A 21,533-nucleotide genomic window follows, 5' to 3' on the forward strand; every position below is an offset into this window, starting at 1 on the left:
GTCCTTGAGCGGTTCAAGCGGGGGAAGGCGCGGCGCCGTGCTGCTTCACGAACAGCGCGCGCACGTTCTGCCATGCGTCCTCCAGGTGCACCCGCATGGCGGCCTTGGCGGCTTCGGCGTCGCGCTTCATCAGCGCGTCGACGATGGGGTAATGCAGGGAGGCCACGGTGGCCGGGTCGTGGTAGACCGCGTCGATGAGCGCGATGATCATGCGCAGCTCGGTCTGCGTGTTCTGGTAGATGCGGCGCAGATGCGCGTTGCCCGAGAGCTCGCAGATCAGCGTGTGCAGTTCCAGATCGCTCGTGATGCGTTCGTCCTGCGCCTGCGTGGCGGCCTCGCGCACCATGGTGTCGACCAGCGCCTTGACGCGCGCCAGACCGGCGTCGTCGGCCTTGCGGCAGGCGAGTTCGATCGATGTGAGCTCGATGCTCAGGCGCACCTCGTACAGGTCGTCGATCTCCTGCACGCTGATGGTTCGCACCGCGAAGCCGTGGCGCGGCCGCGAGACCAGCACGCCCTGCCGCTCCAGCCGGCGCGCCGCCTCGCGCACCGGTGCGCGGCTGATGCCCATGCGGCGCGCGATGTCGGCCTCGACGATACGGCTGCCCGGTGGCAGGTGGCCTTCGACGATGGCGCGCGTGAGCTCGGCTTCGACCAGCCCGACCAGGTCGGTCGATTCGACGGACTCGAAAAAGGTGGCGTCGGAAGGCGTTGAAATTGCCATGGGTGTTGTGTCTCGTTGGAGCCGATGGCTCCGTTCTTATTCGATGGCGACCCGCGACGGCGTCGATCGCGCACGCGCGATGTACATGCCGGCGCACATGATGAGCGCGATGCCGGCGATCGCCAACGTGTCGGGCGGCCGGTGGAAGAAGAAGGAGCTGATCAGCACCGCCAGCAGCAGCTGGAAGTAGTTGAGCGGCGCCAGCGTCGAGGCCTCGACGCGCGAGAACGCGGCCAGCAGCAGCCATTGCGCCGCGCCGCTGCAGGCGCCACCGGCCAACAGCAGCAACGCGTCGCCGACGGGCACGTGCTGCGTGGGCCAGAAGAAGGGGGCGGGAATGGCCGTGACGACCAGGCAGACGATGGCCGTGTACGCGTACTGCACCGGGCTCGCCACCTGGCCCGCGAGGCGCCGCGTGAGCAGCTGAAAGATCGCGTAGCAGACGGCCGATACCGCCATCAGCACCGTGCCCAGCAGCGGTAGATTGCCGCCCGGCCGCACGATGAGCAGCATGCCGCCGAAGCCGACGAGCACCGCAATCCAGCGGCTGCGCCGCACCGTCTCGCCCAGCAGCCAGGGCGACAGCGCGACCATCAGCAGCGGCGCGGTGAAGTAGATGGCGGTGGCCTCGGCCAGCGGCATCCACAGCAGGGCCGTCATGAAGCAGGTGGCCACCGTCGCCAGCATCACGCCGCGCAGCAACAGCAGCGGCTTCTGCGGCGCGCGCCAGATGCGCAGGTCGCCGTGGTGCAGCAGCATCGCGAAGGCGATGCCGATGACCGCGAAGTAGCGCATCACGTTGACGAAGGGCGCCGAGTAGAACTGCAGCATGTACTTGCAGAAGGCGTCGTACGACGCGAAGGCCACCAGCGCGCAGAAGAAGATCGCGACGCCGGCGCTTCGGGAGCCGGGCGGGCGCAGCGAGGCAACGGCAGCGCTCATTTCGAGGCGTTCATCGGGTGGACAGGAAGCCCTGCACGAACTGATCGAGCGCAGGCCCGATGGCCTCGACCATGTAGCCGCCTTCCTGCACTACCACGGTCGGCAACTGCAGCGCGCCGATGCGCTCGCCGAGCGCGCGGTAGGCGTCGAGGTCGAGCTTCAGCACGCTGATGGGGTCGTCCTTGTAGGTGTCGAAGCCCAGCGGCAGCACCAGCGCGCCCGGTGCAAAGTCGCGCACCGCCGCCACGCCGCGGTCGACCGCGTCGAGGAACGCGTCGTTGCCCGTGCCGTGCGCCAGCGGCAGGTTGAGGTTGAAGCCCTCGCCCGCGCCGACACCGCGTTCGTGGTCATAGCCCGTGTAGAAGGGGTAGTAGCCGCTCGGGTCGGCGTGCGTCGACACGGTGAGCACGTCGCCGCGCGCGTAGAAGATGTTCTGCGTGCCGTCGCCGTGGTGCGCGTCGACGTCGAGCACCGCCACCTTGCCGTGCTGCGCGCGCAGGCGCTGCGCTGCGATGGCGCTGTTGTTGATGTAGCAGAAGCCGCCCGCGCGGTCACGGTGCGCATGGTGGCCCGAAGGGCGGCACAGCGCATAGGCCACCTCGTCGCCGGCCAGCACCGCATCGGCGGCAGCCACGGCGGTGTGTGCCGAGCGCAGGATCGAGCGCCAGGTGTGCGGCCCGAGCGGGCACGACAGGTCGCTGATGTAGTAGCCGGTGCGGGCGATGAGTGAGGGCGACGGGCATGGGGCGCGGTCCACGCCCGGCACGCCGTTGTAGTACGGCGAGAGGTTGGGCAGCACCTCGATGCCCGGCTCCAGGCCGAAGACCTTCAGCTCGCGCCACTGCGCATAGGCGGTCTCGAGGTAGTCGAGGTAGTCGGTGCTGTGCACGGCCTCGAGCGGCGCGCGGCCGACATCCGGCGGCGATGCCAGCGCGATGCCGCGGCCGGCCAGCGCGTCGCGCAGCGCATGCGCGCGGCTGGGCAGGTCGGTGGGCTTGCAGATGCGGCCGACGCGCATGTACTGCTGCGGGTCGTGCAGCAGCTGGTCGTCCGTGAAGAAGGCCTTCATGCGAAGGTCTCTTCGAAGATCGCCATGGCGCGGTCGAAGCGCGCGAACAGTTCGTCCATCTCGGCGGCGGTGGTGATGAGCGCCGGGCAGAAGGCGATCGAATCGCCCATGGCACGCACGATCAGGCCCTGCGCCAGCGCCAGCTCGGCCAGCCGTGCGCCGGCCTTCTTCGCGGGGTCGAAGGACACGCGCTGGGCCGGGTCGGCGTACAGCTCGATGGCGGCGATCAGGCCCACGCCGCGCACCTCGCCGACGTACTTGCGGCCTTCGTAGCTGTGCAGCGCCTTCTGGAACTGCGGCACCAGCGACTTGACGTGGGCGAGGATGTTCTCGTCCTCGTAGACCTTCAGCGTCTCGAGCGCGATGGCGCAGGCGACCGGATGGCCCGAGTAGGTGAAGCCGTGGCCGAAGGTGCCGATCTTGCCGCTGTTGGCGGCCACGGCGGCATGCACCTTCTCGTTGACCATCACGGCCGAGATCGGCACATAGCCCGACGACAGCGCCTTGGCGCTCGTGAGGATGTCGGGCTTGAGGCCGAAGGTGGTGGAGCCGAACATCTCGCCGGTGCGGCCGAAGCCGCAGATGACTTCGTCGGCGATCAGCAGCACGTCGTACTTTGCGAGCACCGCCTGCACCTTCTCGAAGTAGGTGGCCGGCGGCACCAGCACGCCGCCCGCGCCCATCACCGGTTCGGCGATGAAAGCGCCCACGGTGTCGGGCCCTTCTTCGAGGATGCGCTTCTCGAGGTTGTCGGCCAGGCGGGTCGCGAAGGCCTCCTCGGTTTCACCGGGCTCGGCATAGCGGAAGTGGTGCGGGCAGTCGACGTGCAGGACGCGGTCGATCGGCAGGTCGAAGTCGCGGTGGTTGTTGATCAGCCCGCTCAGGCTGGCGGCCACGACCGTGACGCCGTGGTACGCGTTCTTGCGCGCGATGATCTTCTTCTTGGCCGGTTGGCCGATGGCGTTGTGGTAGTACCAGACCAGCTTCACGGCCGAGTCGTTGGCCTCGGAGCCACTGTTGGCGAAGAACACCTTCGACATCGGCACAGGCGCGAGCGCAATGAGCTTGTCGGCCAGCGCGATGGCCGCCGGGTTCGAGCGGCCGTTGAAGGTGTGGTAGTACGGCAGGCCGTGCAATGCGTCGCTGCCGGCCTTGGCCAGGCGCGCGTTGCTGAAGCCCAGCGACGCGCACCACAGGCCCGACATCGCCTCGAGGTAGCGGCGGCCCTGGTCGTCTTCCACGAAGATGCCGTCGCCGCGCGTGATGACCAGCGGGCCGACCTGCGGGTGCGTCGCGAGGTTGGTGAAGGGGTGCAGATGCGCGGCGACGTCGTGCGCGGCGTTCTCGGCGTGGGTGGCTGCTTGTGCGGTGGCGTTCATGGAAGTCTCCGGATGCGATCGGCCGGGCGGCGGCTCAGTAGCCGCGTTCGAGGTCGATCTGGTTGAGCGGGCGTTCGCCCTGGCGAATAGCGGCCAGGTTGGCGAGCGTCTGCTGGGCGATGACGAGGCGGTCGGTGCGCGTCGCGATGTGCGGCGTGACGAGGATGTTCGGGTGGCCCCAGAACGGGTGGTCCTTGGGCAGCGGCTCGACCGAGAAGGCGTCGAGCGTGGCGGCCGACAGCTGCCCGCTCGCGAGCGCCGGCAGCAGGTCGGCTTCGACCAGGTGGTCGCCGCGCCCGACGTTGATCAGGTGCGCACCCCGTGGCAGCTTGGCGAACAGCGCGGCATTGAGGAAGCCCTGCGTCTGCGGCGTCAGCGGCAGCAGGCACACCAGCGTGTCGCAGCCCGACAGAAAGTCGTCGAGCTGGTCGGCGCCGTGGAAGCCGGTCACGCCATCGGGCAGATCGCTCTTCGCGCTGCGGCTCCAGCCGCGCACCTGGTAGCCGATGGTCGACAGTGCATCCGCGCAGGCCAGGCCCAGCGTGCCGAGGCCGGCGATGCCCACGCGGTGGCGGCGCGGCGAGACCACCGGCTGCTCTTCCCATTTCGCGGCGTCGGAGCTGGCGACGTACGCCTTCATGCCGCGGTGGTGCTGCACCACGGCCCAGCTCACATAGGCCTTCATGCCGGCAGCCATCGTGTCGTCGACGATGCGGCACAGCGGCAGCTGGCGCGGCAGGTCGGGGTCAGCCAGGATGTGGTCGACGCCGGCCGCCAGCGACTGCACCAGCTGCAGGTTCGGAAACTGCGCGAGCCGGCCGTGCTTGGGGAACCAGCAGACGGCGACGTCGATGTCGTCGAGCGGGCCGAGGTCGTCGCCCATGCGCACGTCGATGCCCGGCTGCGCTTGCTCGAACGCATCGGCCAGGTACTGCATGTGTATCGCCGAACTCAGCAGCGCGACGACGGGAGGCTTGTTCATCTTCATGGCTTCGGGGGTCAGGCCGCGAGGGCCGGGGCTTCGTCGGGCGACGACAGCCGTGGCACGGCGTCGATCAGCTTGCGCGTGTACTCGTGCTGCGGGTCGCCCAGCACCTTGGCCGTCTCGCCGTATTCGACCACCACGCCGCGCTGCATGACGGCAATGTGGTCGCACATCTGGCCGGCCACGCGCAGGTCGTGCGTAATGAAGACCATGGCGAGCTGGAACTCTTCGCGCACCTGCGCGAAGAGTTCGAGCACCTGCGCCTGCACCGACACGTCGAGCGCAGACACCGGCTCGTCGGCCACCAGCAGCGACGGCTGCATCGCCAGCGCGCGGGCGATGCCGATGCGCTGACGCTGCCCGCCCGAGAACTCGTGCGGGTAGCGGTCGGCCGCGTCGGCGCCGAGGCCGACGAGCTTGAGCAGCGCCATGGTGCGCGCCATCGCCTCGGACTTGCTCACGCCCTGCGCGATCGGCCCGCCCGCGATGGCCGCGCCGACGCGGTGGCGCGGGTTGAGCGAGGCGTACGGGTCCTGGAAGACCATCTGGATCTTGCCTTCGGCCGCGGCGCGAAAATTGCCGCCCTGCGCCAGGTTGCGCCCGTTGAAGAGGATGCGGCCGCTGTCGAAGGGCGCGAGCCCGACCAGGCAGCGGCCCACGCTCGATTTGCCCGAGCCCGATTCGCCCACCACGCCCAGCGTCTCGCCGCGTCGCAGGTTGAAGCTGATGTCCTTGGCGGCCTGCACTGCGCGTCCGCGCTTGAAGAGGCCATTGCCGGAGCGGTAGGTCTTGCACAGGTCCTGCACCTGCAGCACGTAGGTCGCGTCGCTGGTCGACGGCGGCCGGGTCGCGGTGCCGGTGGGAATCGCATCGATCAGCTTGCGCGTGTACGGATGCTGCGGCGCCTGCAGCACGTCGCGCGCCGGACCGGCCTCGACCACCTGGCCGGTCTGCATCACCACCACGTGATCGGCGATCTCGGAGACCACGCCGAAGTCGTGCGTGATGAAGAGCACGGCAGTGCCGCGGCGCTGCTGCAGCTCGCGCACCAGCTTCAGGATCTGCGCCTGCGTGGTCACGTCGAGCGCGGTGGTGGGCTCGTCGCAGATCAGCAGCACCGGCTCGAGGATGAGCGCGCAGGCGATCATCACGCGCTGGCGCTGGCCGCCCGACAGGCGGAAGGGGTAGGCGTCGATCAGCAGCTCGGGCTCGGGCAGGCCGACGTCGGCCAGCGCGGCCAGGATGCGCTTTCGCTTCTCGGCGGCCGACACGCTGACGTGCGCGTCGAACACCTCGCCGATCTGCTCGCCGATGCGCATCACCGGGTTCAGTGCCGTCATCGGCTCCTGGAACACCATGCCGATGCGGCGGCCGCGCAGTTCGCGCATCTGCGGCTCGGTCAGCGTGAGCAGGTCGATGCCTTCGAAGAGGATCTTGCCGCCGACCGGCCGCACATGCGGTTGCGGCAGCAGGCCCATCACCGAATTGGCGATCATCGACTTGCCCGATCCGGATTCGCCGACAACGCACAGCGTCTGGCCGGGCAGCACCGACAGCGACGCGCCTTCGACGGCGAGCGAACGGTCGGCGCCGGCGGGCAGGCAGATGCTCAGGTCGACGACCTCGAGCACCGGCTGCACCGGCTTGATAGCGCTGACGCTCATTTGGTTCTCCCATCGAGGCGCTGGTTGAGCCCGTCGTTGAGGCCTTCGCCCACGAGATTGAGCGCCAGCACCGTCAGCACGATGGCCAGGCCCGGGAACAGCGCCATCCACCAGGCCTGGCGCAGCACGGTGCGCGCCGAGCCGACCATGTAGCCCCAGCTCATCTGGTTCGGGTCGCCCAGGCCGAGGAAGCTCAGGCTCGACTCCAGCAGGATCGCGGTGGCGATCATCAGCGAGGCCATCACGATGATGGGCGACATGGCGTTGGGCAGGATCTGCGTGAGGATGATGCGCGGCGTCGACTGGCCGGCCAGCAGCGCGGCCTGCACGAAGTCGCGCTGGCGCAGCGTGAGGAACTCGCTGCGCACCAGGCGCGCCACCGGCGGCCACGACACGATCGCGATGGCCGCGACGATGGAGCCCACCGACGGCTGGAAGATGGCCACCAGCACGATGGCCAGCGCGAAGCTCGGCACCGCCTGGAAGATCTCGGTGAAACGCATCAGCGCCGCGTCGATCCAGCCGCCGAAGTAGCCGGCAATGGCGCCGAGCGTGACGCCGATGAGCAGCGCGACCACGGTCGACACCAGCCCGATCAGCAGCGAGATGCGCGCGCCGTAGATGACGCCCGAGAGGATGTCGCGGCCGAGCGTGTCGGTGCCCAGCGCGAAGCCGGGCTCGGTCCACGGCCGCAGGAAGGGCTGCTGCACCATGCCCCACGGATCGTTGGTGGCGATCCACGGGCCGAAGACAGCGACCACGGCGACGAGCAGCAGCACGACCATGCCTGCGACGGCGCCCTTGTTGCGCATGTAGCGCCGCACGAAAGGACTCTTGAGTGTCATAGCTCGATCCGCGGGTCGACCAGCGTGTAGACGAGGTCGGTGATGAGGTTGAACAGAACGGCCATGGCGGCGGTCACCAGGAAGGTGCCCAGCAGCAGGCTGTAGTCGCGCTGCAGCAGCGCGTCGAACATCAGCCGGCCCAGGCCCGGCCAGGCGAACACGGTCTCGGTCAGCACCGCGCCGCCGATCAGGCCACCGGCCTGGATGCCCGCCAGCGTGACGACCGGCAGCAGCGCGTTGCGCAGCACGTGGGCGCGCAGGATGCGGCCCGGCTTCACGCCCTTGGCGCGCGCCGTTTTTACGAAGTCCATCTGCGCGACCTCCAGCATGGCTGCGCGGGTCATGCGCGCATACACCGCCATGTAGAACAGCGCCAGCGTCAGCACCGGCAGCACCAGATGCTGCGCGATGTCCCAGGCCAGGGCGAGCCCGGTCGCGCCCGAGCCGACGGTGCTGAAGCCGAAGCCCGGCAGCCAGTCGAGCTGCACCGTGAAGACCAGCACGGCCATGAGTGCCAGCCAGTAGAGCGGCGTGGCGTAGAAGACGAGCGCCACCAGGCTGATGGCGCTGTCGACCCAGGTGCCCGCCTTTCGTGCCGACAGCGCCCCCAGCGTGATGCCGAAGATCAGCGACAGTACGAAGGCGCTGCCGGTGAGCAGCAGCGTCGCGGGCAGCCGGTCCAGGATGAGCTTGAGCACCGGCTGCTGCTGCCGGTACGAATAGCCCAGGTCCAGCTGCACCACCTTGCCCAGGTACGTGGCCAGCTGCGTGGTGATCGGCTTGTCCAGGCCGAACTGCGCACGCAGCTGCGCCACGAACTGCGCGTCGGACGCCCCCGCCTCGCCGGCCATCACCGACACCGGGTCGCCCGGCGCGGCGCGCACCAGCATGAAGTTGACCGTGGCGATGAGCAGGATGGCGATCAGACCCTGCAGCACGCGGGTCAACATGAACTGCGTGCGCTTCATGTCAGGCGATGCTCGCGCCGCCGAGGCTGTCGTTCAGGCCGATGCCCGAGGTCACGAGGTTCGTGAGCTTGGTGCGGTACAGCGTCGGGAAATTGATCTCGTAGAGCCAGGCGACCGGCACTTCGTCCAGCAGGATCTTCTGCGCCTGCAGGTAGATGGCCTTGCGCTTTTCCGGATCGGCTTCCTTGGCGCCGGCCTCGAACAGCTCGTCGACCTTCGGGTTGGAATAGCCCTCGACGTTGTTGAAGGGCGAGCCCTTGGCGATGTTGGCGGTCGTGTAGTTGCGCGCCACGCCCAGGGCCGGGTCGCCGTACTGGTAGACGTAGGTGAAGGCCAGGTCGTAGTCCCACTCGTTGAGCTTCTGGTTCCAGCCCGCGACGTCGGTGGCGACCATCTCGATCTTCACGCCGGCCTGCAGCAGGTTCTGGCGCAGGATCTCGGCCGAGCGCGTCCAGGTCTCGCCGTAGGGCAGCGGCAGCAGGCGCAGCGTCTCGCCCTTGTAGCCGGCCTCGGCCAGCAGCTTCTTGGCGGTCTCGACGTTGCGCGGGTACTTGGCGACGTCGGTGCTGTAGAACTTGATGTTGCTGTTGAACGGGCCGGTGGCCGGCTTGGCGAAGCCCTGCCAGGCCACCTTGCAGATCGCCTCGCGGTCGATCGCATGCATCATGGCCTGACGGAACTTGACGTTGTCCATCGGCGCCTTGCGGTTGTTGATCCACAGCCAGGCGTGCGGTGCGAAGAACTCCCAGCCCTTGGTGGTGACGGCCACGCCGGGCAACTTGGCCAGGCGCTGCACGTCGAAGAATTCGACCGCACCGCCGGGCACCACGTCGACCTTGCCCGACTCGAAGGCGGCCGCGCGCGATGCGGCGTCGGGGATGACGTGGAAGTACACGCTGTCGACCAGCGGCATGTCCTTGACGTGGTACTTGTCGTTGGCCACCAGCTGGATGTAGCTGCCCTTGACCCACTCCTTGAACTTGAACGGGCCGGTGCCGATGGGCGTCGCGTTGGCCGGGTTGGTGGCGAAGTCAGTGCCTTCGTAGATGTGCTTGGGGATCATCGGCATGCTGCCGACCTCGAAGATGCCCATGAACGGACCGAAGGGGTACTTGAGCTTGAACTCGACCGTCAGCGGGTCGAGCGCCTTGATGCTTTCCACCGCGGCCAGGTTGTTGCGCAGCCGCGCATGGGTCTTGCGCAGGAAGACGTCGGCCGAGAACACCACGTCGGCGGACGTGAAGGGCTTGCCGTCGTGCCAGGTCACACCGGGCTTGAGCTTGAAGGTGAAGAGCGTGCCTTCCTTGTTCGAGGTCCACGAGGTCGCCAGGCCGGGCAGCGGGTTGATCTTCTCGTCGTAGCGCAGCAGGCCTTCGTAGATGTTGCCGGCCACCAGCTGGGTGGGCGCGTTCTGCGTGATGCCGACCATCAGGCTGGGCGGCTCGGGCTGCACGACGGCGTTGATCACGCCGCCCTTCTTGCCGGCGGCCAGGACGTGCAGCGGCACGCCCGCGAGCATGAAACCGGCAGTGGTAGCGGCACCCGCCTGAATGAGATTGCGTCTTTTCATGGGAAGGACTCCTGAAGGCTCGAGAAGGGTTGGGGAAGAATCAACGGAAAGGAAAAAAGGCGCTCAGTCGCGGAAGGACGTGACCGGCGACGGCGCGATGCGTTCGAGCATCGCGCGCCATTCGCGGGCGTTCGGGTCGGGGTCGCCGGCTTCGCGCGTGCTGTCGCCGCTTTCGTACTGCTGCGCGGTGCGCTCGCAGACCTCGGCCGGCACGGGATGGATCGGCTCGCCGGTGGACGCGATGGCCACCTGCACGCGGCAGGCGCGTTCGAGGTTCAGCATCAGGATGAAGGCTTCGGAGACGGTGCGCCCCAGCGTCATCAGGCCGTGGTTGCGCAGGATCATGGCGCGCGACGTGGGGCCCAGGTCGGCGATGAGGCGCTCGCGCTCCTCGTGGTCGAGCGCGATGCCTTCGAAGTCGTGATAGACCACGCGGTCGTAGAACTGCAGCGCCCACTGGTTGCACGGCTGCAGGCCACCGGCCAGCGAGGACACGGCCACACCGGCGATCGTGTGCGTGTGCAGCACGCAGGCGGCGTCGTGGCGGGCCGAATGCACCGCGCTGTGGATGGTGAAACCGGCCGGGTTCACGTCGTGGGGCGAGTCGTCGAGGATGCGGCCTTCGAGGTCGATCTTCACCAGCGACGAGGCCGTGATGTCTCGGAACAGCATGCCGAAGGGGTTGATGAGGAACTGGCCCTCGGTGCCCGGCACCCGCGCGGAGATGTGCGTGTAGATGCTGTCGTCCATGCCGTAGTGCGCGACCAGCCGGTAGGCGGCGGCCAGGTCTTCGCGCACCTGGCGCTCGGCGGCGGAAATCTCGGTCTTTCGGGGGCTCACGGATTGAAGGTGCATAGGGGTCCTTGGCTCGCCGGCTGCCTCGAAACCGCGACCGAAAAGGTGCGGGCGGTCAATATGTAACCTGTCGACAGTCAACGTTTGACATTTATCATGCAAATTGCGGGCCAGCAGTGCTAGGGCGAACCCGCCCGCAAACGGTGCAGAAAAAGGTGGAGGATTTCGCGGACGGCCCCCCGCACTGGGCATTGCGCTTGCATGTGGACACACATCTCGGTAAATGTGAAGTTCTGTAAAGCAGGGCGTGTTCCCACGCCTGCCGTGAACCAGTTGCGCCTGCTCGTTTCACACTTCCGCTCTTGACCCCACAACCACCGGTTCCCATGTCGCACCCTGCCCCGTTCGCGCCGCCTTCCCCTGCCTCTCGCGGCATTCGTCTTGGATTTGCGTGGGGGCTGGCAGCCGCGCTGGCGGTGGCGGGCTGCTCCCGCACCGAAACGGCCGCCAAGGGCGCAGCACAGCCGCAGGTCAAGGAGATCGGCGTGGTCACGCTCAAGCCCGAGCGCATGGCGTTCAGCACCGAGCTGTCGGGCCGCACCGTGGCGCCGGTGATCGCCGAGATCCGTCCGCAGGTGGGCGGCATCATCCAGAAGCGCCTGTTCAGCGAGGGCTCCCAGGTCAAGGAAGGCCAGGCGCTCTACCAGCTCGACCCGGCACCGTTCCAGGCGGCCTATGCCAGCGCTCAGGCCAACGTGCGCAAGGCCGAATCCACCCTCGCAAACGCACGCACGGTGGCCAAGCGCAATGCCGAGCTCGTGAAGATCGACGCGATCAGCCAGCAGGTGAACGAGCAGACCCAGGCCTCGGCGATGCAGGCCGAAGCCGACGTGGCGGTGGCGCGCGCGGCGGAACAGACGGCGCGCATCAACCTGGGCTACACGCGCATCAACTCCCCGATCACCGGCTGGGTCGAACTCTCGAGCGTCACGGCCGGCGCGCTGGTCACGGCCAACCAGGCCACGGCGCTCACCACGGTGCAGCAGCTTGACCCGGTGTACGTGCACGTCACGCAGTCCAGCGCGGACCTGCTGCGCCTGAAGCGCGATCTGGCCGAAGGCCGCCTGCAGCGCGGCAACGCCAACGAGGCGCCCATCAAGCTGCTGCTGGAGGACGGCTCGGTCTACCCGCACCCCGGCAAGCTGACCTTCGCCGGCGTGACGGTCGATGCCGGCACCGGCAGCGTGACGCTGCGTGCGGTGATGCCCAACCCCGACCGCCTGCTGATGCCCGGCATGTACGTGCGCGCGGTGCTGCAGGAAGGCGTGAACGAGGCGGCGCTGCTCATCCCGCAGCAGGCCGTGACGCGCACGCCCGACGGCGCCGCGTCGACGCTGGTGGTCGGCGCCGACAACAAACTGGTCAGGCGCGCCATCGTCGTCGGCCGTGCCGTGACAAACCGCTGGCAGGTGCTCAGCGGCCTCCAGGCGGGCGAGCGCGTGCTGGTCGAGGGTTCGCAGCGCGCCCGCGTGGGCGACACGGTGCGCGCCTCGGAAGTCATGCCGCCGGCCGCGACGCCCGATGGCGCCGGCCCGAAGGCGCCCAACGGCGCGGCAGGTACGCCGGGCCCGGTCGCGAGCGCCGGCCCCGCGGCCGCCGTGCGCTGAGGAGCGACGATGGCCCAGTTCTTCATCGACCGCCCCATCTTCGCGTGGGTGCTGTCCATCATCGTCATGCTCGCGGGGCTGATGGCGATCCGCACCCTGCCGCTGGAGCAGTACCCGGACATCGCGCCGCCGCGCGTGTCCATCGTCTCGACCTACACCGGCGCCTCGGCCAAGACGGTGGAGGACTCGGTCACGCAGGTGATCGAGCAGCAGCTCACCGGCATCGACAACCTGCTCTACATGCAGGGCACCAGCAACTCGTCGGGCGTCTCGCGCATCCAGCTGACCTTCGCGCCCGGCACCAACGTCGACGTGGCGCAGATGCAGGTGCAGAACAAGCTGCAGCCCGCCATGGCCCGGCTGCCGCAGCAGGTGCAGACCCGCGGCGTGTTCGTCATCAAGGGCGGCAACGACTTCCTGATGATCGTCTCGATGTTCTCGGGCGACGGCAGCGCCGACGCGGTGGACGTGGGCGACTACATCACCAGCAACCTGGTCGACGTGGTCAGCCGCATCGACGGCGTGGGCGAGGTGCAGACCCTGGGCACCGGCTACGCCATGCGCATCTGGCTCGACCCCGACAAGCTGCGCAAGTACTCGCTGATGCCGTCGGACGTGAACACCGCCCTGCAGGCGCAGAACGCCCAGGTGTCGGCCGGTCAGCTGGGCGCGCTGCCCGCCGCGTCGCAGCAGCAGCTCAACGCCACCATCACCGCCCGCAGCAAGCTGCGCACCGTCGAGCAGTTCGGCAACGTGGTGCTGCGCGCGACCGCCGACGGCGCGGTGGTGCGGCTGCGCGACGTCGCCCGCATCGAACTCGGCGCCGAGAACCTGACCGTGCGCTCGGTGCTCGGCGGCAAGCCCGGCGCCGGCCTGGGCATCGTGCTGGCCGACGGCGCCAACGCGGTGCAGGTGGCGGAGAACGTGAACGCCAAGATCGCCGAGCTGCAGCCTTTCTTCCCGAACCGGCTCGAGACCTTCGTGAGTTTCGACACCACGCCCTTCGTCAGCGCGTCGATCGACGAGGTGGTCAAGGCGCTGGCCGAGGCGATGCTGCTGGTCGTGCTGGTGATGTACATCTTCCTGCAGAACTTCCGCGCCACGCTGATCCCGGCGGTCGCGGTGCCGGTGGTGCTGCTCGGCACCTTCGGCGTGCTCTCGGCCTTCGGCTATTCGATCAACACGCTGACCATGTTCGGCATGGTGCTGGCCATCGGCCTGCTGGTGGACGATGCCATCGTGGTGGTCGAAAACGTCGAGCGCGTGATGAGCGAGGAAGGCCTGTCACCCAAGGAGGCCACGAAGAAGTCGATGGCCGAGATCACGCCGGCGCTGGTCGGCATCGCGCTGGTGCTGTCGGCGGTGTTCATCCCGATGGCCTTCTTCGGCGGCTCGACCGGCGTGATCTACCGCCAGTTCTCCATCACCATCGTCTCGGCCATGGTGCTGTCGGTGCTGGTGGCGCTGACGCTCACGCCGGCGCTGTGCGCCACGCTGCTCAAGCCGGTGCCCAAGGGCGCGCATTCGCCGCACGGCGCGCCGCGCAAGGGCCTGTTCGGCTACGTCGACCGCTTCTTCGCGGGCTTCAACACGCGCTTCGACCGCAGCGCCGACCGCTACACGGGCATCGTCGGCGGCATCGTGCGGCGCGGCAAGCGCAGCCTGCTGGTCTACCTCGGCATCTGTGCCGTGATGGCCATCATGTTCATGCGCCTACCCACCTCCTTCCTGCCCGACGAGGACCAGGGCTTCGTGCAGGTGCAGGTCACGCTGCCGCCGGGTTCGTCGAACGCGCGGCTGCAGCCGGTGCTCCAGCAGGTGCAGGACTACTTCCTCAAGCAGCCCGAGGTCGTGACGATCAATGTGATCACCGGACAAAACGGCGACCAGAGTTCGGCGCGCGCCTTCGTCAAGCTCAAGGACTGGGCCGACCGGCCGGGCAAGGAACACTCCGCCGCCGCCGTGGCCCGCCGCGGCAGCAAGGACCTCGCCGCCGTGCGCGACGCACGCATCTACGTCGTGCTGCCGCCGGCGGTGCGCGGGCTGGGTGCCAATGCGGGCTTCAACTTTTTCCTGAAGGACCAGAACGCGCTGGGCCACGATGCGCTGCTGAAGGCGCGCGACCAGGCGCTGCAGCTGATGGGCCAGCGGCCCGAGCTGGCGAACGTGCGCAGCAACAACCTCGAGGACACGCCCGAGTTCGCCGTCGACATCGACGACGCCAAGGCCGGCGCGCTGAGCCTCGCCACCAGCGCCATCGACAGCACGCTGTCGACCGCGATGGGCGGCACCTACGTGAACGACTTCCTGAACAACGGCCGCGTCAAGCGCGTCTACATGCAGGGCGACACGCCCTTTCGCATGCTGCCCGCCGACATCGGCCGCTGGAGCGTGCGCAACACGCTCGGCCAGATGGTGCCCTTCAACGCCTTCTCGAGCACGCGCTGGACCTACGGCTCGCCGCAGCTCATCCGCTACAACGGCGCGCCGGCCTATGAATTCGTCGGCGACGCCGCACCGGGCGTGAGCTCCGGCGCGGCCATGCTGGCGGTCGAGGACGTGATGAAGCAGATGCCCGCGGGCATCGGCTACGAGTTCTCGGGCGCGTCGTACCAGGAGCGGCTGTCGGGTGCCCAGGCGCCGATGCTCTACGCCATCTCGATCCTCTTCGTGTTCCTCTGCCTCGCGGCGCTGTATGAGAGCTGGTCGGTGCCCTTCTCGGTCATCCTGGTGGTGCCACTCGGTGTGGTGGGCGCGCTGCTCTTCACCTCGACCCGCGGCCTGAGCAACGACGTGTACTTCCAGGTCGGCCTGCTGACCACCGTGGGCCTGTCGTCGAAGAACGCGATCCTGATCGTCGAGTTCGCCAAGCAACTGCAGGAGCAGGGCAAGAGCGTGATCGAGGCGACGCTGGAGGCGGTGCGCCTGCGGCTGCGGCCCATCCTGATGACCTCGCTGGCCTTCGGCTTCGGCGTGCTGCCGCTGGCCATCGGCACCGGCGCGGGCGCCGGCGGCCGCCAGTCGATCGGCACCGCGGTGCTGGGCGGCATGGTGGTGGGCACGGCGCTCGGCATCTTCTTCGTCCCGCTGTTCTTCGTGCTGATCCGGGGTTTCATGGAACGTCGCCGCAGCAAGCGCGCACCACCGGCGATGCCGGTGCAGGCCATCGAGCAAGGGAGCCACTGATGCGCACGCACCGCGGCTTTCGCCGATCCTTTCTTTCGCTGGCCGTGCCGGCCGCGCTGCTCTCGGGCTGCGTCAACCTGGCGCCCCGCTACGCCCAGCCGGCGGCGCCGGTGCCCGCGGCCTGGGCCTCCGCCCCCGTGGGCCTGGCGTCTGCGGTGCCCGCCGCGCGCGACCTGGGCTGGCGCGAGTTCTTCATCGATGCGCGGCTGCGCGGCGCGGTCGAGCTCACGCTGGCCAACAACCGCGACCTGCGCGTGGCGGCGCTGAACATCGAACGCGCCCGGGCGCAGTACGGCGTCACGCGCGCTGGCGCCTTCCCGTCGATCGGCCTGGGGGCCGGCGGCAGCCGCGCGCGCACGCCGGGCAGCGTGTCGGCCAGCGGGCAGGCACGCATCGCCACGCAGTACAACGTGAACCTCGCGCTCACGAGCTACGAGCTGGACCTGTTCGGCCGGGTGAGCAACCTGAGTGACGCGGCGCTGGAGAGCTTTTTCGCGACCGAGGACGCGCGTCGCGGGACCCAGCTGAGCCTGGTGGCCGAAGTCGCCACCGCCTGGCTCGTGCTGGCCACCGACCAGCAGCGCCTGCAGCTGGCGCGCGACACGCTCGCGACGCGGCAGAAGTCCTACGACCTGATCAAGCGCAGCTACGACCTGGGCGCGCAGTCGGGCCTGGCGCTGGCGCAGGCGCAGACCACCGTCGACACCGCGCGCGCCGACGCGGCCGCCTTCGACAGCCAGGTCGAGCAGAGCCGCAACGCGCTGAACCTGCTGGCCGGCACCACCGTGCCCGCCGAGCTGCTGCCCCCGCCCATGGCCGCGATGGCGCGTGCACCGGCCGCGCAACTGCTCGCGCCGCCGGCCGAGCTGCCGTCGTCGGTGCTGCAGCAGCGGCCCGACGTGCTGGCCGCCGAGCATGCGCTGCGCGCCAGCAACGCCAACATCGGCGCCGCGCGTGCGGCCTTCTACCCGCGCATCACGCTCACCGGCTCGGCCGGCACCGCGAGCAACAGCCTGTCGGGCCTGTTCGCGGACGGCAGCGCGGCCTGGAACTTCGCGCCGTCGATCAGCCTGCCGATCTTCGACGGCGGCATCAACCGCGCCAACCTGGGCGTGGCCCAGGCGCAGCAGCAGATCCAGCTGTCGAGCTACGAGAAGACCCTGCAGGTCGCCTTCCGCGAGGTGGCCGACGCCCTGGCCGCGCGGCGCACGTTGGGCGAGCGGCTGGCGGCGCAGCAGTCGCTGGTGGCCGCGACGACGCGCGCCTTCGAGCTGTCCGACGCGCTCTTTCGCAGCGGCGGCGCGGCCTACCTCGACGTGCTCGATGCGCAGCGCGCGCTGTACACGGCGCAGCAGTCGCTCATCAGCCTGCAGCTCACCGAGCAGACCAACCGGCTCACGCTCTACAAGGTGCTGGGGGGTGGGTGGCGGGAGACGACGGAGCAGGCGGCTGACGGCAGTGTTCTGCCCAGGCCAGCCGGCGGCTAACTCGCGCGCGAAGCCGTCTTGAACGGCTTGCTCAGGAAGCGCGAGCCCTTCTCCCCGAAGCGCCACGGCACCTCGGCCGCTTTCGTGATGCCGATGCGCGGGCCGACCTCGACCTGCACGGCGGGCTGGTCGCCGTCAAGCGGGATCAGCACGAAGGGCGGCGCGTCGAGCGCCTTGCCGTTGAAGCTCCCGTCGATACCGAGCGCCTGCCCCACACGACCCGGGCCGGCGCACAGCAAGCGCAGGTCGTCGAGCCCGCGCCGTGCCTGCATGCGTGCAAGGCCCAGGGTGGGTTCGATCGCGCGGATCAGCACCCCGGCGCCGTGGCCCGCTTCGCGGCAGACGACGTTCAGGCACCAGTGGATGCCGTAGGAGCGGTAGACGTAGGCGCGGCCCGACGGCCCGAACATGGCCGCGTTGCGCAGCGTCGGCCCGCCGAAGGTGTGCGAGGCCGGGTCGTCGCGGTCGTAGGCTTCCGTCTCGACGATGCGGCCGCCGACGCCGTCGACCAGCAAAGTCACGCCGATGAGCGCGCGCGCCACGACCTCGGACGGCGCATCGAAATCGAGCTCGAGGGGACGGTGCGAAGCGCGCGGCATGGGACGTGCAGTTTCCCAGAGAAAATGGCGGGCTCGAACCCATCCGACCCCATGAACGATTCCACCGCCCGCCCCGACCTGCCCGACCACCTCTCGATCGACCCGCGCAGCCCGCACCATGTCGCCGCCGTCTTCGAGCACGACATCGGCATCCGCTTCAACGGCAAGGACCGCGCCGACGTGGAGGAATACTGCGTCAGCGAAGGCTGGATCAAGGTGCCGGCCGGCAAGACGCTCGACCGCAAGGGCAAGCCGCTGATGCTCAAGCTCAAGGGGAAGGTCGAAGCCTTCTACCGCTGAGAACGCCCGGCGGAGTCACCGCCACTGCAGCAGGAGCGACCAGGGCTGCCGGCTCAGGTGCCGGTCGATGCAGCCGGGCGTGCCCACCGTGCAACCCTCGGCCAGGTAACTCGCGTCGAGCACCGAGGTGCCCGGTGCGAAGTCGAGCCGGCGCCGCGTGACCGACTGCAGCACGTTGCCGCCCACGGCGTCGAAGCCGCTCGCATCGACCGCCACCACCGCATCGCAATGCATCGGCAAGGCCACGCCGCCGGTCGGGCGCTCGGCCAGCACCTCGCCGATGCGCGCGAAGGTGTCGAGCCCGGCGCGGGCACCGCGCGCCTGGCAGACCAGGTCACCCACGCGTGGCGGCGTCTGCGTGATGTCGCAGGCGCGCATCGCGTAGCGCGTCGATGCGCCCGTCGCCTCCACCGCGCCGGCCTGCCACGCGGCGCCCGCGTAGTCGGCATGCGCCTCGGAAAACACGAACTCGCCGTCGACCAGGCCGGCCTGACGCGCCAGCCAGCTGACGAAAGCCGCCGACCAGGGCGTGTCGATCACCGCGACGCGGTTGACCGCCGTCTGCAAGGCACGCACCTCCGAAGCCTCCAGCCCCTGGTCCGGCCCGACGCCCAGCCCCTGCAGCCGCGACGCGGACGCCTGGCCGATGGCCTGCACCAGCAGGCGCCGGTCGGCTGGCAGCCACGCGCCGAAGCGCACCTGCGACGGCAGCAGGCCGTCCTGCGGCTCGACGGCTTCCCAGTAGCCGAGCACGCGCCGCCAGGGCGGGCGGTCACCGAGGCCGCTGCGCGTGTCTTCGGCCTCGGAGTTGCCGGCGACGACGAGCCGGCCCTCGGCGTCGAGCGTCTGGCCACCGAAGGCCTGGTGCTCCTGCAGCGCAGCGGCCGCGAAGGCGAGCGCACGGAGCGGGGCGAGCGAGCGCGTGGCGGTCTGCAGGCAGGCCGACGCGGTGTCGGTGGATGCGGCGGCCGCCCCGCTCGCCAGGACGAGCGCGGCGGCGAGTGCGCGGAGAGAAGAAGCAGAAGCACCGAAGGACATGCGCTGCCAGCATAGCCGGCCGATCCCGATGGGTCCGGGAACGTCAGAGGCCGAACTCGGCGCGGATCGGTGCGCTGTGTTCGCCGACGCGCGGCGCGCCGCGCGCGCTGCGTGCGCGGGCGCCGTCGATCCTCACCGGCCCGCGCGTGGTGTGCACCGGCGTGCCGTCGCCGCGCTGCACGGTCTGCAGCATGTCGAGCAGGCCGAAGGCCCGGCTCTGCAGCAGGCCCGGCCAGTCGAGGACTTCGGCACACCACACGTCAGCCGGCCGCAGCCGGGCGAGCCAGTGCGCGGTGGGGTGCTGCGACAGCGTGGCCGCGATCAGCCGCTTGATCTCGTCGCGTTTCGTGAAGGCCTCCTGCGCGTCGTAGCCGGCGAGCGCGGGCAGCGGCAGGGCCTGCACCAGTTGCGCGAGGGGCATCATCGCGAGCGCCAGGTAGCCGTCGCCCGTGGGGTAGATGCCGTAGGGCGCAGCGAGGTAGGCGTTGGCGTTGCGAAAGCCCGCGCGCGTGGGCAGCCGCTTGCCGTCGTTGAGGTGCGTGGTGAGCAGTTCGAACTGCAGGTCGACCAGCGCCTCGAGCAGGCTGGTCTGCACGTGCGCGCCTTCGCCGGTGATGCCGCGCCGCACCAGCGCCGCGAGGATGCCTTCGGTGAGCGCGTGGCCGGCCAGCATGTCGGCGATCGACAGGCCCAGCGGCACCGGGCCGTCGCCCTCGTGGCCGTTGAGCCAGGTCACGCCCGAGAGCGACTGCGCGAGCAGGTCCTGCCCCGGCATGTCGACCCACGGGCCACTCTCGCCGTAGCCTGAGATGCCGGCGTAGACCAGGCGCGGGTTGATTGCCTTCGCGTCCTCGTAGCCGAGGCCCAGGCGGTCGATCACGCCGGGGCGGAAGTTCTGGATCAGCACGTCGGCGCGCGCGACGAGCCGCTTGAGCGACGCCAGGTCCTCGGCATTCTTCAGGTCGATCGCCAGGCTTTCCTTGTTGCGGTTGATCGCGTGGAACAGCGTGGAGTCGCCGCCCACGTCGGTGTCGGTCAGGTACAGCGTGCGGCAGATGTCGCCGCTGCCGGGGCGTTCGACCTTGATCACGCGGGCGCCGAGGTCGCCCAGCCGCAGCGCCGCCGACGGGCCGGACAGGAACTGCGCGAGGTCGAGGACCAGCAGGCCGTCGAGCGGCGCCGTCATGCCGCGAGGCTTTCCTTGAACAGCAGGTTCAGCGCCTGCACGATCTCGCGCGAGCGCTGGCCGACCTGCAGGCCGGCGTTCAGGCGCAGCGACGCCGCATGCTGGAAGGCCATGTAGCCGTCGTGCCGCGGCCGCACCCAGGCACCTTCGAGCGTGGCACGGGTCGCGCGGTAGAAGTCGCACGCCGCTGCATTGACGGTGCTGTCTTCCCACGCCGCCGCATGGCCAGGCTGGCCGCCGGCCGCCGCGAAGGGGCCGCGCTGCGCCTCCGCATCGGCCAGCCACACGGCGAAGTCGAAGGCTTCCCTGGCATGCGCGGTGCGCGCCGACACGGCGATGCCGGTGCCGCCCAGCGCCGAACCCACCGGGCCGTGGTTGCCCTGGCGCGGCATGTCCGCAAAGCCCAGGCGCACCGGTCGGAAGCCGGGCCACGCGTAGTTGACGTAGCCGTAGATCAGCGGCACGCAGTCGATGCGCGACGCGGGCCGCGCCATCGCCTCGAACGTGGCGATGGGGTCGCGCTCCAGGCACTCCGGATCGATCAGCTTCATGAGTGCGCGCAGCTGCTCGCAGGCCTCGGCACCGACGTCGAGATCGAACAGCTCCGGCCCGTCGACACGCCCCGGGGCGCCGTTCTGCGCGCACAGGGTGTAGAGGCACATCAGTGAGTGCGGTGCGCGCAGCGGCAGCGCGACACGTCCGGCATGCGCCAGCTCGCGCACCTCTTTCCAGTCGCCCGGCGCGGCGGCAAGGCGGTCGGGCCGCCAGGCCTGCACCTGCGTGGCGGCGTCGATGGGCAGCGCCCACTGCTGGCCCTCCCAGTGGTAGCTTAGGTACGAGCGGCCGACCGTGCCCTTGGCGATAGCGCCGAGCCGCGACGCGTCGAAAGGCAGCAGGCAGCCTTCGCGCGTGACCTGCCCGACGTGCGGATGGTCGATGACGATCAGGTCGTACTGGCGCGCGAGTTCGTCGACGGGGAAGGACTCGAAGTCCTGCAGCGAGCGGCGCTCCCAGCGGATCTCGACGCCAGCGCGCGCCTTCCACACGGCCGAGCAGGCGGCCAGGGGTTCGTAGCCGCGCGGGTGGTCCCACGTCATGCCTTTGAGGGTGATGCTTGCCATGGGTGTCG

At 69.5% G+C, this 21,533-nt stretch carries 18 protein-coding genes; 4 read left to right on the forward strand and 14 right to left on the reverse strand.

The window, feature by feature from the left end:
- Window positions 1-13 precede the first annotated feature (13 nt).
- The 10 genes from ACSFA2_RS17350 to ACSFA2_RS17395 form a co-directional block, all read right to left on the reverse strand.
- A complete protein-coding gene (locus ACSFA2_RS17350; protein WP_435456560.1) occupies window positions 14-724 on the reverse strand; it encodes a GntR family transcriptional regulator in 711 nt (236 codons plus the stop codon).
- Window positions 725-760: 36 nt separating this feature from the next.
- The gene (locus ACSFA2_RS17355; protein WP_435456561.1) at window positions 761-1,666 is read right to left on the reverse strand and encodes a DMT family transporter; all 906 of its coding nucleotides are present in this window, start codon (window positions 1,664-1,666) and stop codon (window positions 761-763) included.
- 10 nt (window positions 1,667-1,676) lie between these two features.
- Window positions 1,677-2,735 (reverse strand): histone deacetylase family protein, encoded by a 1,059-nt coding sequence (locus ACSFA2_RS17360; protein ID WP_435456562.1) that lies wholly within the window; start codon window positions 2,733-2,735, stop codon window positions 1,677-1,679.
- On the reverse strand, window positions 2,732-4,114 hold the full coding sequence (locus ACSFA2_RS17365; RefSeq protein WP_435456563.1) for an aminotransferase: 1,383 nt from the start codon (window positions 4,112-4,114) through the stop codon (window positions 2,732-2,734). The genes ACSFA2_RS17360 and ACSFA2_RS17365 overlap by 4 nt, the downstream gene beginning before the upstream one ends.
- A gap of 34 nt (window positions 4,115-4,148) precedes the next feature.
- Window positions 4,149-5,096 carry a 2-hydroxyacid dehydrogenase gene (locus tag ACSFA2_RS17370; RefSeq protein WP_435456564.1) on the reverse strand — a complete coding sequence of 316 codons (948 nt, stop codon included), beginning with the start codon at window positions 5,094-5,096 and terminating at the stop codon, window positions 4,149-4,151.
- Between the two features lie 17 nt (window positions 5,097-5,113).
- On the reverse strand, window positions 5,114-6,763 hold the full coding sequence (locus ACSFA2_RS17375) for an ABC transporter ATP-binding protein (RefSeq protein ID WP_435456565.1): 1,650 nt from the start codon (window positions 6,761-6,763) through the stop codon (window positions 5,114-5,116).
- Complete coding sequence (locus ACSFA2_RS17380) at window positions 6,760-7,608, reverse strand: ABC transporter permease (protein WP_435456566.1); 849 nt, start codon at window positions 7,606-7,608, stop codon at window positions 6,760-6,762. The genes ACSFA2_RS17375 and ACSFA2_RS17380 overlap by 4 nt, the downstream gene beginning before the upstream one ends.
- On the reverse strand, window positions 7,605-8,576 hold the full coding sequence (locus ACSFA2_RS17385; RefSeq protein ID WP_435456567.1) for an ABC transporter permease: 972 nt from the start codon (window positions 8,574-8,576) through the stop codon (window positions 7,605-7,607). The genes ACSFA2_RS17380 and ACSFA2_RS17385 overlap by 4 nt, the downstream gene beginning before the upstream one ends.
- A gap of 1 nt (window position 8,577) precedes the next feature.
- A complete protein-coding gene (locus ACSFA2_RS17390; protein ID WP_435456568.1) occupies window positions 8,578-10,146 on the reverse strand; it encodes an ABC transporter substrate-binding protein in 1,569 nt (522 codons plus the stop codon).
- A gap of 63 nt (window positions 10,147-10,209) precedes the next feature.
- A complete protein-coding gene (locus ACSFA2_RS17395; protein WP_435456569.1) occupies window positions 10,210-11,001 on the reverse strand; it encodes a class II aldolase/adducin family protein in 792 nt (263 codons plus the stop codon).
- 326 nt (window positions 11,002-11,327) lie between these two features.
- Here ACSFA2_RS17395 and ACSFA2_RS17400 point away from each other — a divergent pair, with 326 nt between their 5' ends.
- Genes ACSFA2_RS17400 through ACSFA2_RS17410 form a run of 3 tightly spaced genes read left to right on the forward strand, consistent with a single transcriptional unit; the run spans window position 11,328 to window position 17,281 of the window.
- A complete protein-coding gene (locus ACSFA2_RS17400) occupies window positions 11,328-12,608 on the forward strand; it encodes an efflux RND transporter periplasmic adaptor subunit (RefSeq protein ID WP_435456570.1) in 1,281 nt (426 codons plus the stop codon).
- A gap of 9 nt (window positions 12,609-12,617) precedes the next feature.
- A complete protein-coding gene (locus ACSFA2_RS17405; RefSeq protein ID WP_435456571.1) occupies window positions 12,618-15,794 on the forward strand; it encodes an efflux RND transporter permease subunit in 3,177 nt (1,058 codons plus the stop codon).
- On the forward strand, window positions 15,794-17,281 hold the full coding sequence (locus ACSFA2_RS17410) for an efflux transporter outer membrane subunit (protein ID WP_435456572.1): 1,488 nt from the start codon (window positions 15,794-15,796) through the stop codon (window positions 17,279-17,281). The genes ACSFA2_RS17405 and ACSFA2_RS17410 overlap by 1 nt, the downstream gene beginning before the upstream one ends.
- Here the strand turns inward: ACSFA2_RS17410 and ACSFA2_RS17415 are convergent.
- Window positions 17,278-17,880, reverse strand: coding sequence for a DNA-3-methyladenine glycosylase (locus ACSFA2_RS17415; RefSeq protein ID WP_435456573.1), 603 nt, complete (start codon window positions 17,878-17,880; stop codon window positions 17,278-17,280). The two genes, ACSFA2_RS17410 and ACSFA2_RS17415, sit on opposite strands and share 4 nt — an antisense overlap.
- Window positions 17,881-17,931: 51 nt before the next feature.
- Between ACSFA2_RS17415 and ACSFA2_RS17420 the strand changes: the two genes are divergently transcribed.
- Window positions 17,932-18,180 carry a DUF3297 family protein gene (locus ACSFA2_RS17420; RefSeq protein ID WP_435456574.1) on the forward strand — a complete coding sequence of 83 codons (249 nt, stop codon included), beginning with the start codon at window positions 17,932-17,934 and terminating at the stop codon, window positions 18,178-18,180.
- A 15-nt stretch (window positions 18,181-18,195) separates the two neighbouring features.
- Here the strand turns inward: ACSFA2_RS17420 and ACSFA2_RS17425 are convergent, their stop codons facing one another.
- The 3 genes from ACSFA2_RS17425 to ACSFA2_RS17435 are packed head-to-tail and all read right to left on the reverse strand — an operon-like array spanning window position 18,196 to window position 21,525.
- On the reverse strand, window positions 18,196-19,218 hold the full coding sequence (locus ACSFA2_RS17425) for a DUF2272 domain-containing protein (RefSeq protein ID WP_435456575.1): 1,023 nt from the start codon (window positions 19,216-19,218) through the stop codon (window positions 18,196-18,198).
- Between the two features lie 43 nt (window positions 19,219-19,261).
- Window positions 19,262-20,404: a CaiB/BaiF CoA transferase family protein gene (locus ACSFA2_RS17430; protein ID WP_435456576.1), complete on the reverse strand. Its 1,143-nt coding sequence runs from the start codon at window positions 20,402-20,404 to the stop codon at window positions 19,262-19,264.
- Entirely contained in the window at window positions 20,401-21,525 is a 1,125-nt protein-coding gene (locus ACSFA2_RS17435) for an extracellular solute-binding protein (RefSeq protein ID WP_435456577.1), read from the reverse strand. Before ACSFA2_RS17435 ends, ACSFA2_RS17430 begins: the two co-directional genes overlap by 4 nt.
- Window positions 21,526-21,533 lie beyond the last annotated feature (8 nt).

Source organism: Variovorax cryoconiti (assembly GCF_051216395.1).
Classification (GTDB): Bacteria; Pseudomonadota; Gammaproteobacteria; order Burkholderiales; family Burkholderiaceae_C; genus Variovorax.

Bases quoted from the DNA above. Each gene is read 5' to 3' on its own strand.
- ACSFA2_RS17350 (WP_435456560.1), bottom strand. From the start codon at position 724: ATGGCAATTTCAACGCCTTCCGACGCCACCTTTTTCGAGTCCGTCGAA.
- ACSFA2_RS17355 (WP_435456561.1), bottom strand. From the start codon at position 1,666: ATGAGCGCTGCCGTTGCCTCGCTGCGCCCGCCCGGCTCCCGAAGCGCC.
- ACSFA2_RS17360 (WP_435456562.1), bottom strand. From the start codon at position 2,735: ATGAAGGCCTTCTTCACGGACGACCAGCTGCTGCACGACCCGCAGCAG.
- ACSFA2_RS17365 (WP_435456563.1), bottom strand. From the start codon at position 4,114: ATGAACGCCACCGCACAAGCAGCCACCCACGCCGAGAACGCCGCGCAC.
- ACSFA2_RS17370 (WP_435456564.1), bottom strand. From the start codon at position 5,096: ATGAACAAGCCTCCCGTCGTCGCGCTGCTGAGTTCGGCGATACACATG.
- ACSFA2_RS17375 (WP_435456565.1), bottom strand. From the start codon at position 6,763: ATGAGCGTCAGCGCTATCAAGCCGGTGCAGCCGGTGCTCGAGGTCGTC.
- ACSFA2_RS17380 (WP_435456566.1), bottom strand. From the start codon at position 7,608: ATGACACTCAAGAGTCCTTTCGTGCGGCGCTACATGCGCAACAAGGGC.
- ACSFA2_RS17385 (WP_435456567.1), bottom strand. From the start codon at position 8,576: ATGAAGCGCACGCAGTTCATGTTGACCCGCGTGCTGCAGGGTCTGATC.
- ACSFA2_RS17390 (WP_435456568.1), bottom strand. From the start codon at position 10,146: ATGAAAAGACGCAATCTCATTCAGGCGGGTGCCGCTACCACTGCCGGT.
- ACSFA2_RS17395 (WP_435456569.1), bottom strand. From the start codon at position 11,001: ATGCACCTTCAATCCGTGAGCCCCCGAAAGACCGAGATTTCCGCCGCC.
- ACSFA2_RS17400 (WP_435456570.1), top strand. From the start codon at position 11,328: ATGTCGCACCCTGCCCCGTTCGCGCCGCCTTCCCCTGCCTCTCGCGGC.
- ACSFA2_RS17405 (WP_435456571.1), top strand. From the start codon at position 12,618: ATGGCCCAGTTCTTCATCGACCGCCCCATCTTCGCGTGGGTGCTGTCC.
- ACSFA2_RS17410 (WP_435456572.1), top strand. From the start codon at position 15,794: ATGCGCACGCACCGCGGCTTTCGCCGATCCTTTCTTTCGCTGGCCGTG.
- ACSFA2_RS17415 (WP_435456573.1), bottom strand. From the start codon at position 17,880: ATGCCGCGCGCTTCGCACCGTCCCCTCGAGCTCGATTTCGATGCGCCG.
- ACSFA2_RS17420 (WP_435456574.1), top strand. From the start codon at position 17,932: ATGAACGATTCCACCGCCCGCCCCGACCTGCCCGACCACCTCTCGATC.
- ACSFA2_RS17425 (WP_435456575.1), bottom strand. From the start codon at position 19,218: ATGTCCTTCGGTGCTTCTGCTTCTTCTCTCCGCGCACTCGCCGCCGCG.
- ACSFA2_RS17430 (WP_435456576.1), bottom strand. From the start codon at position 20,404: ATGACGGCGCCGCTCGACGGCCTGCTGGTCCTCGACCTCGCGCAGTTC.
- ACSFA2_RS17435 (WP_435456577.1), bottom strand. From the start codon at position 21,525: ATGGCAAGCATCACCCTCAAAGGCATGACGTGGGACCACCCGCGCGGC.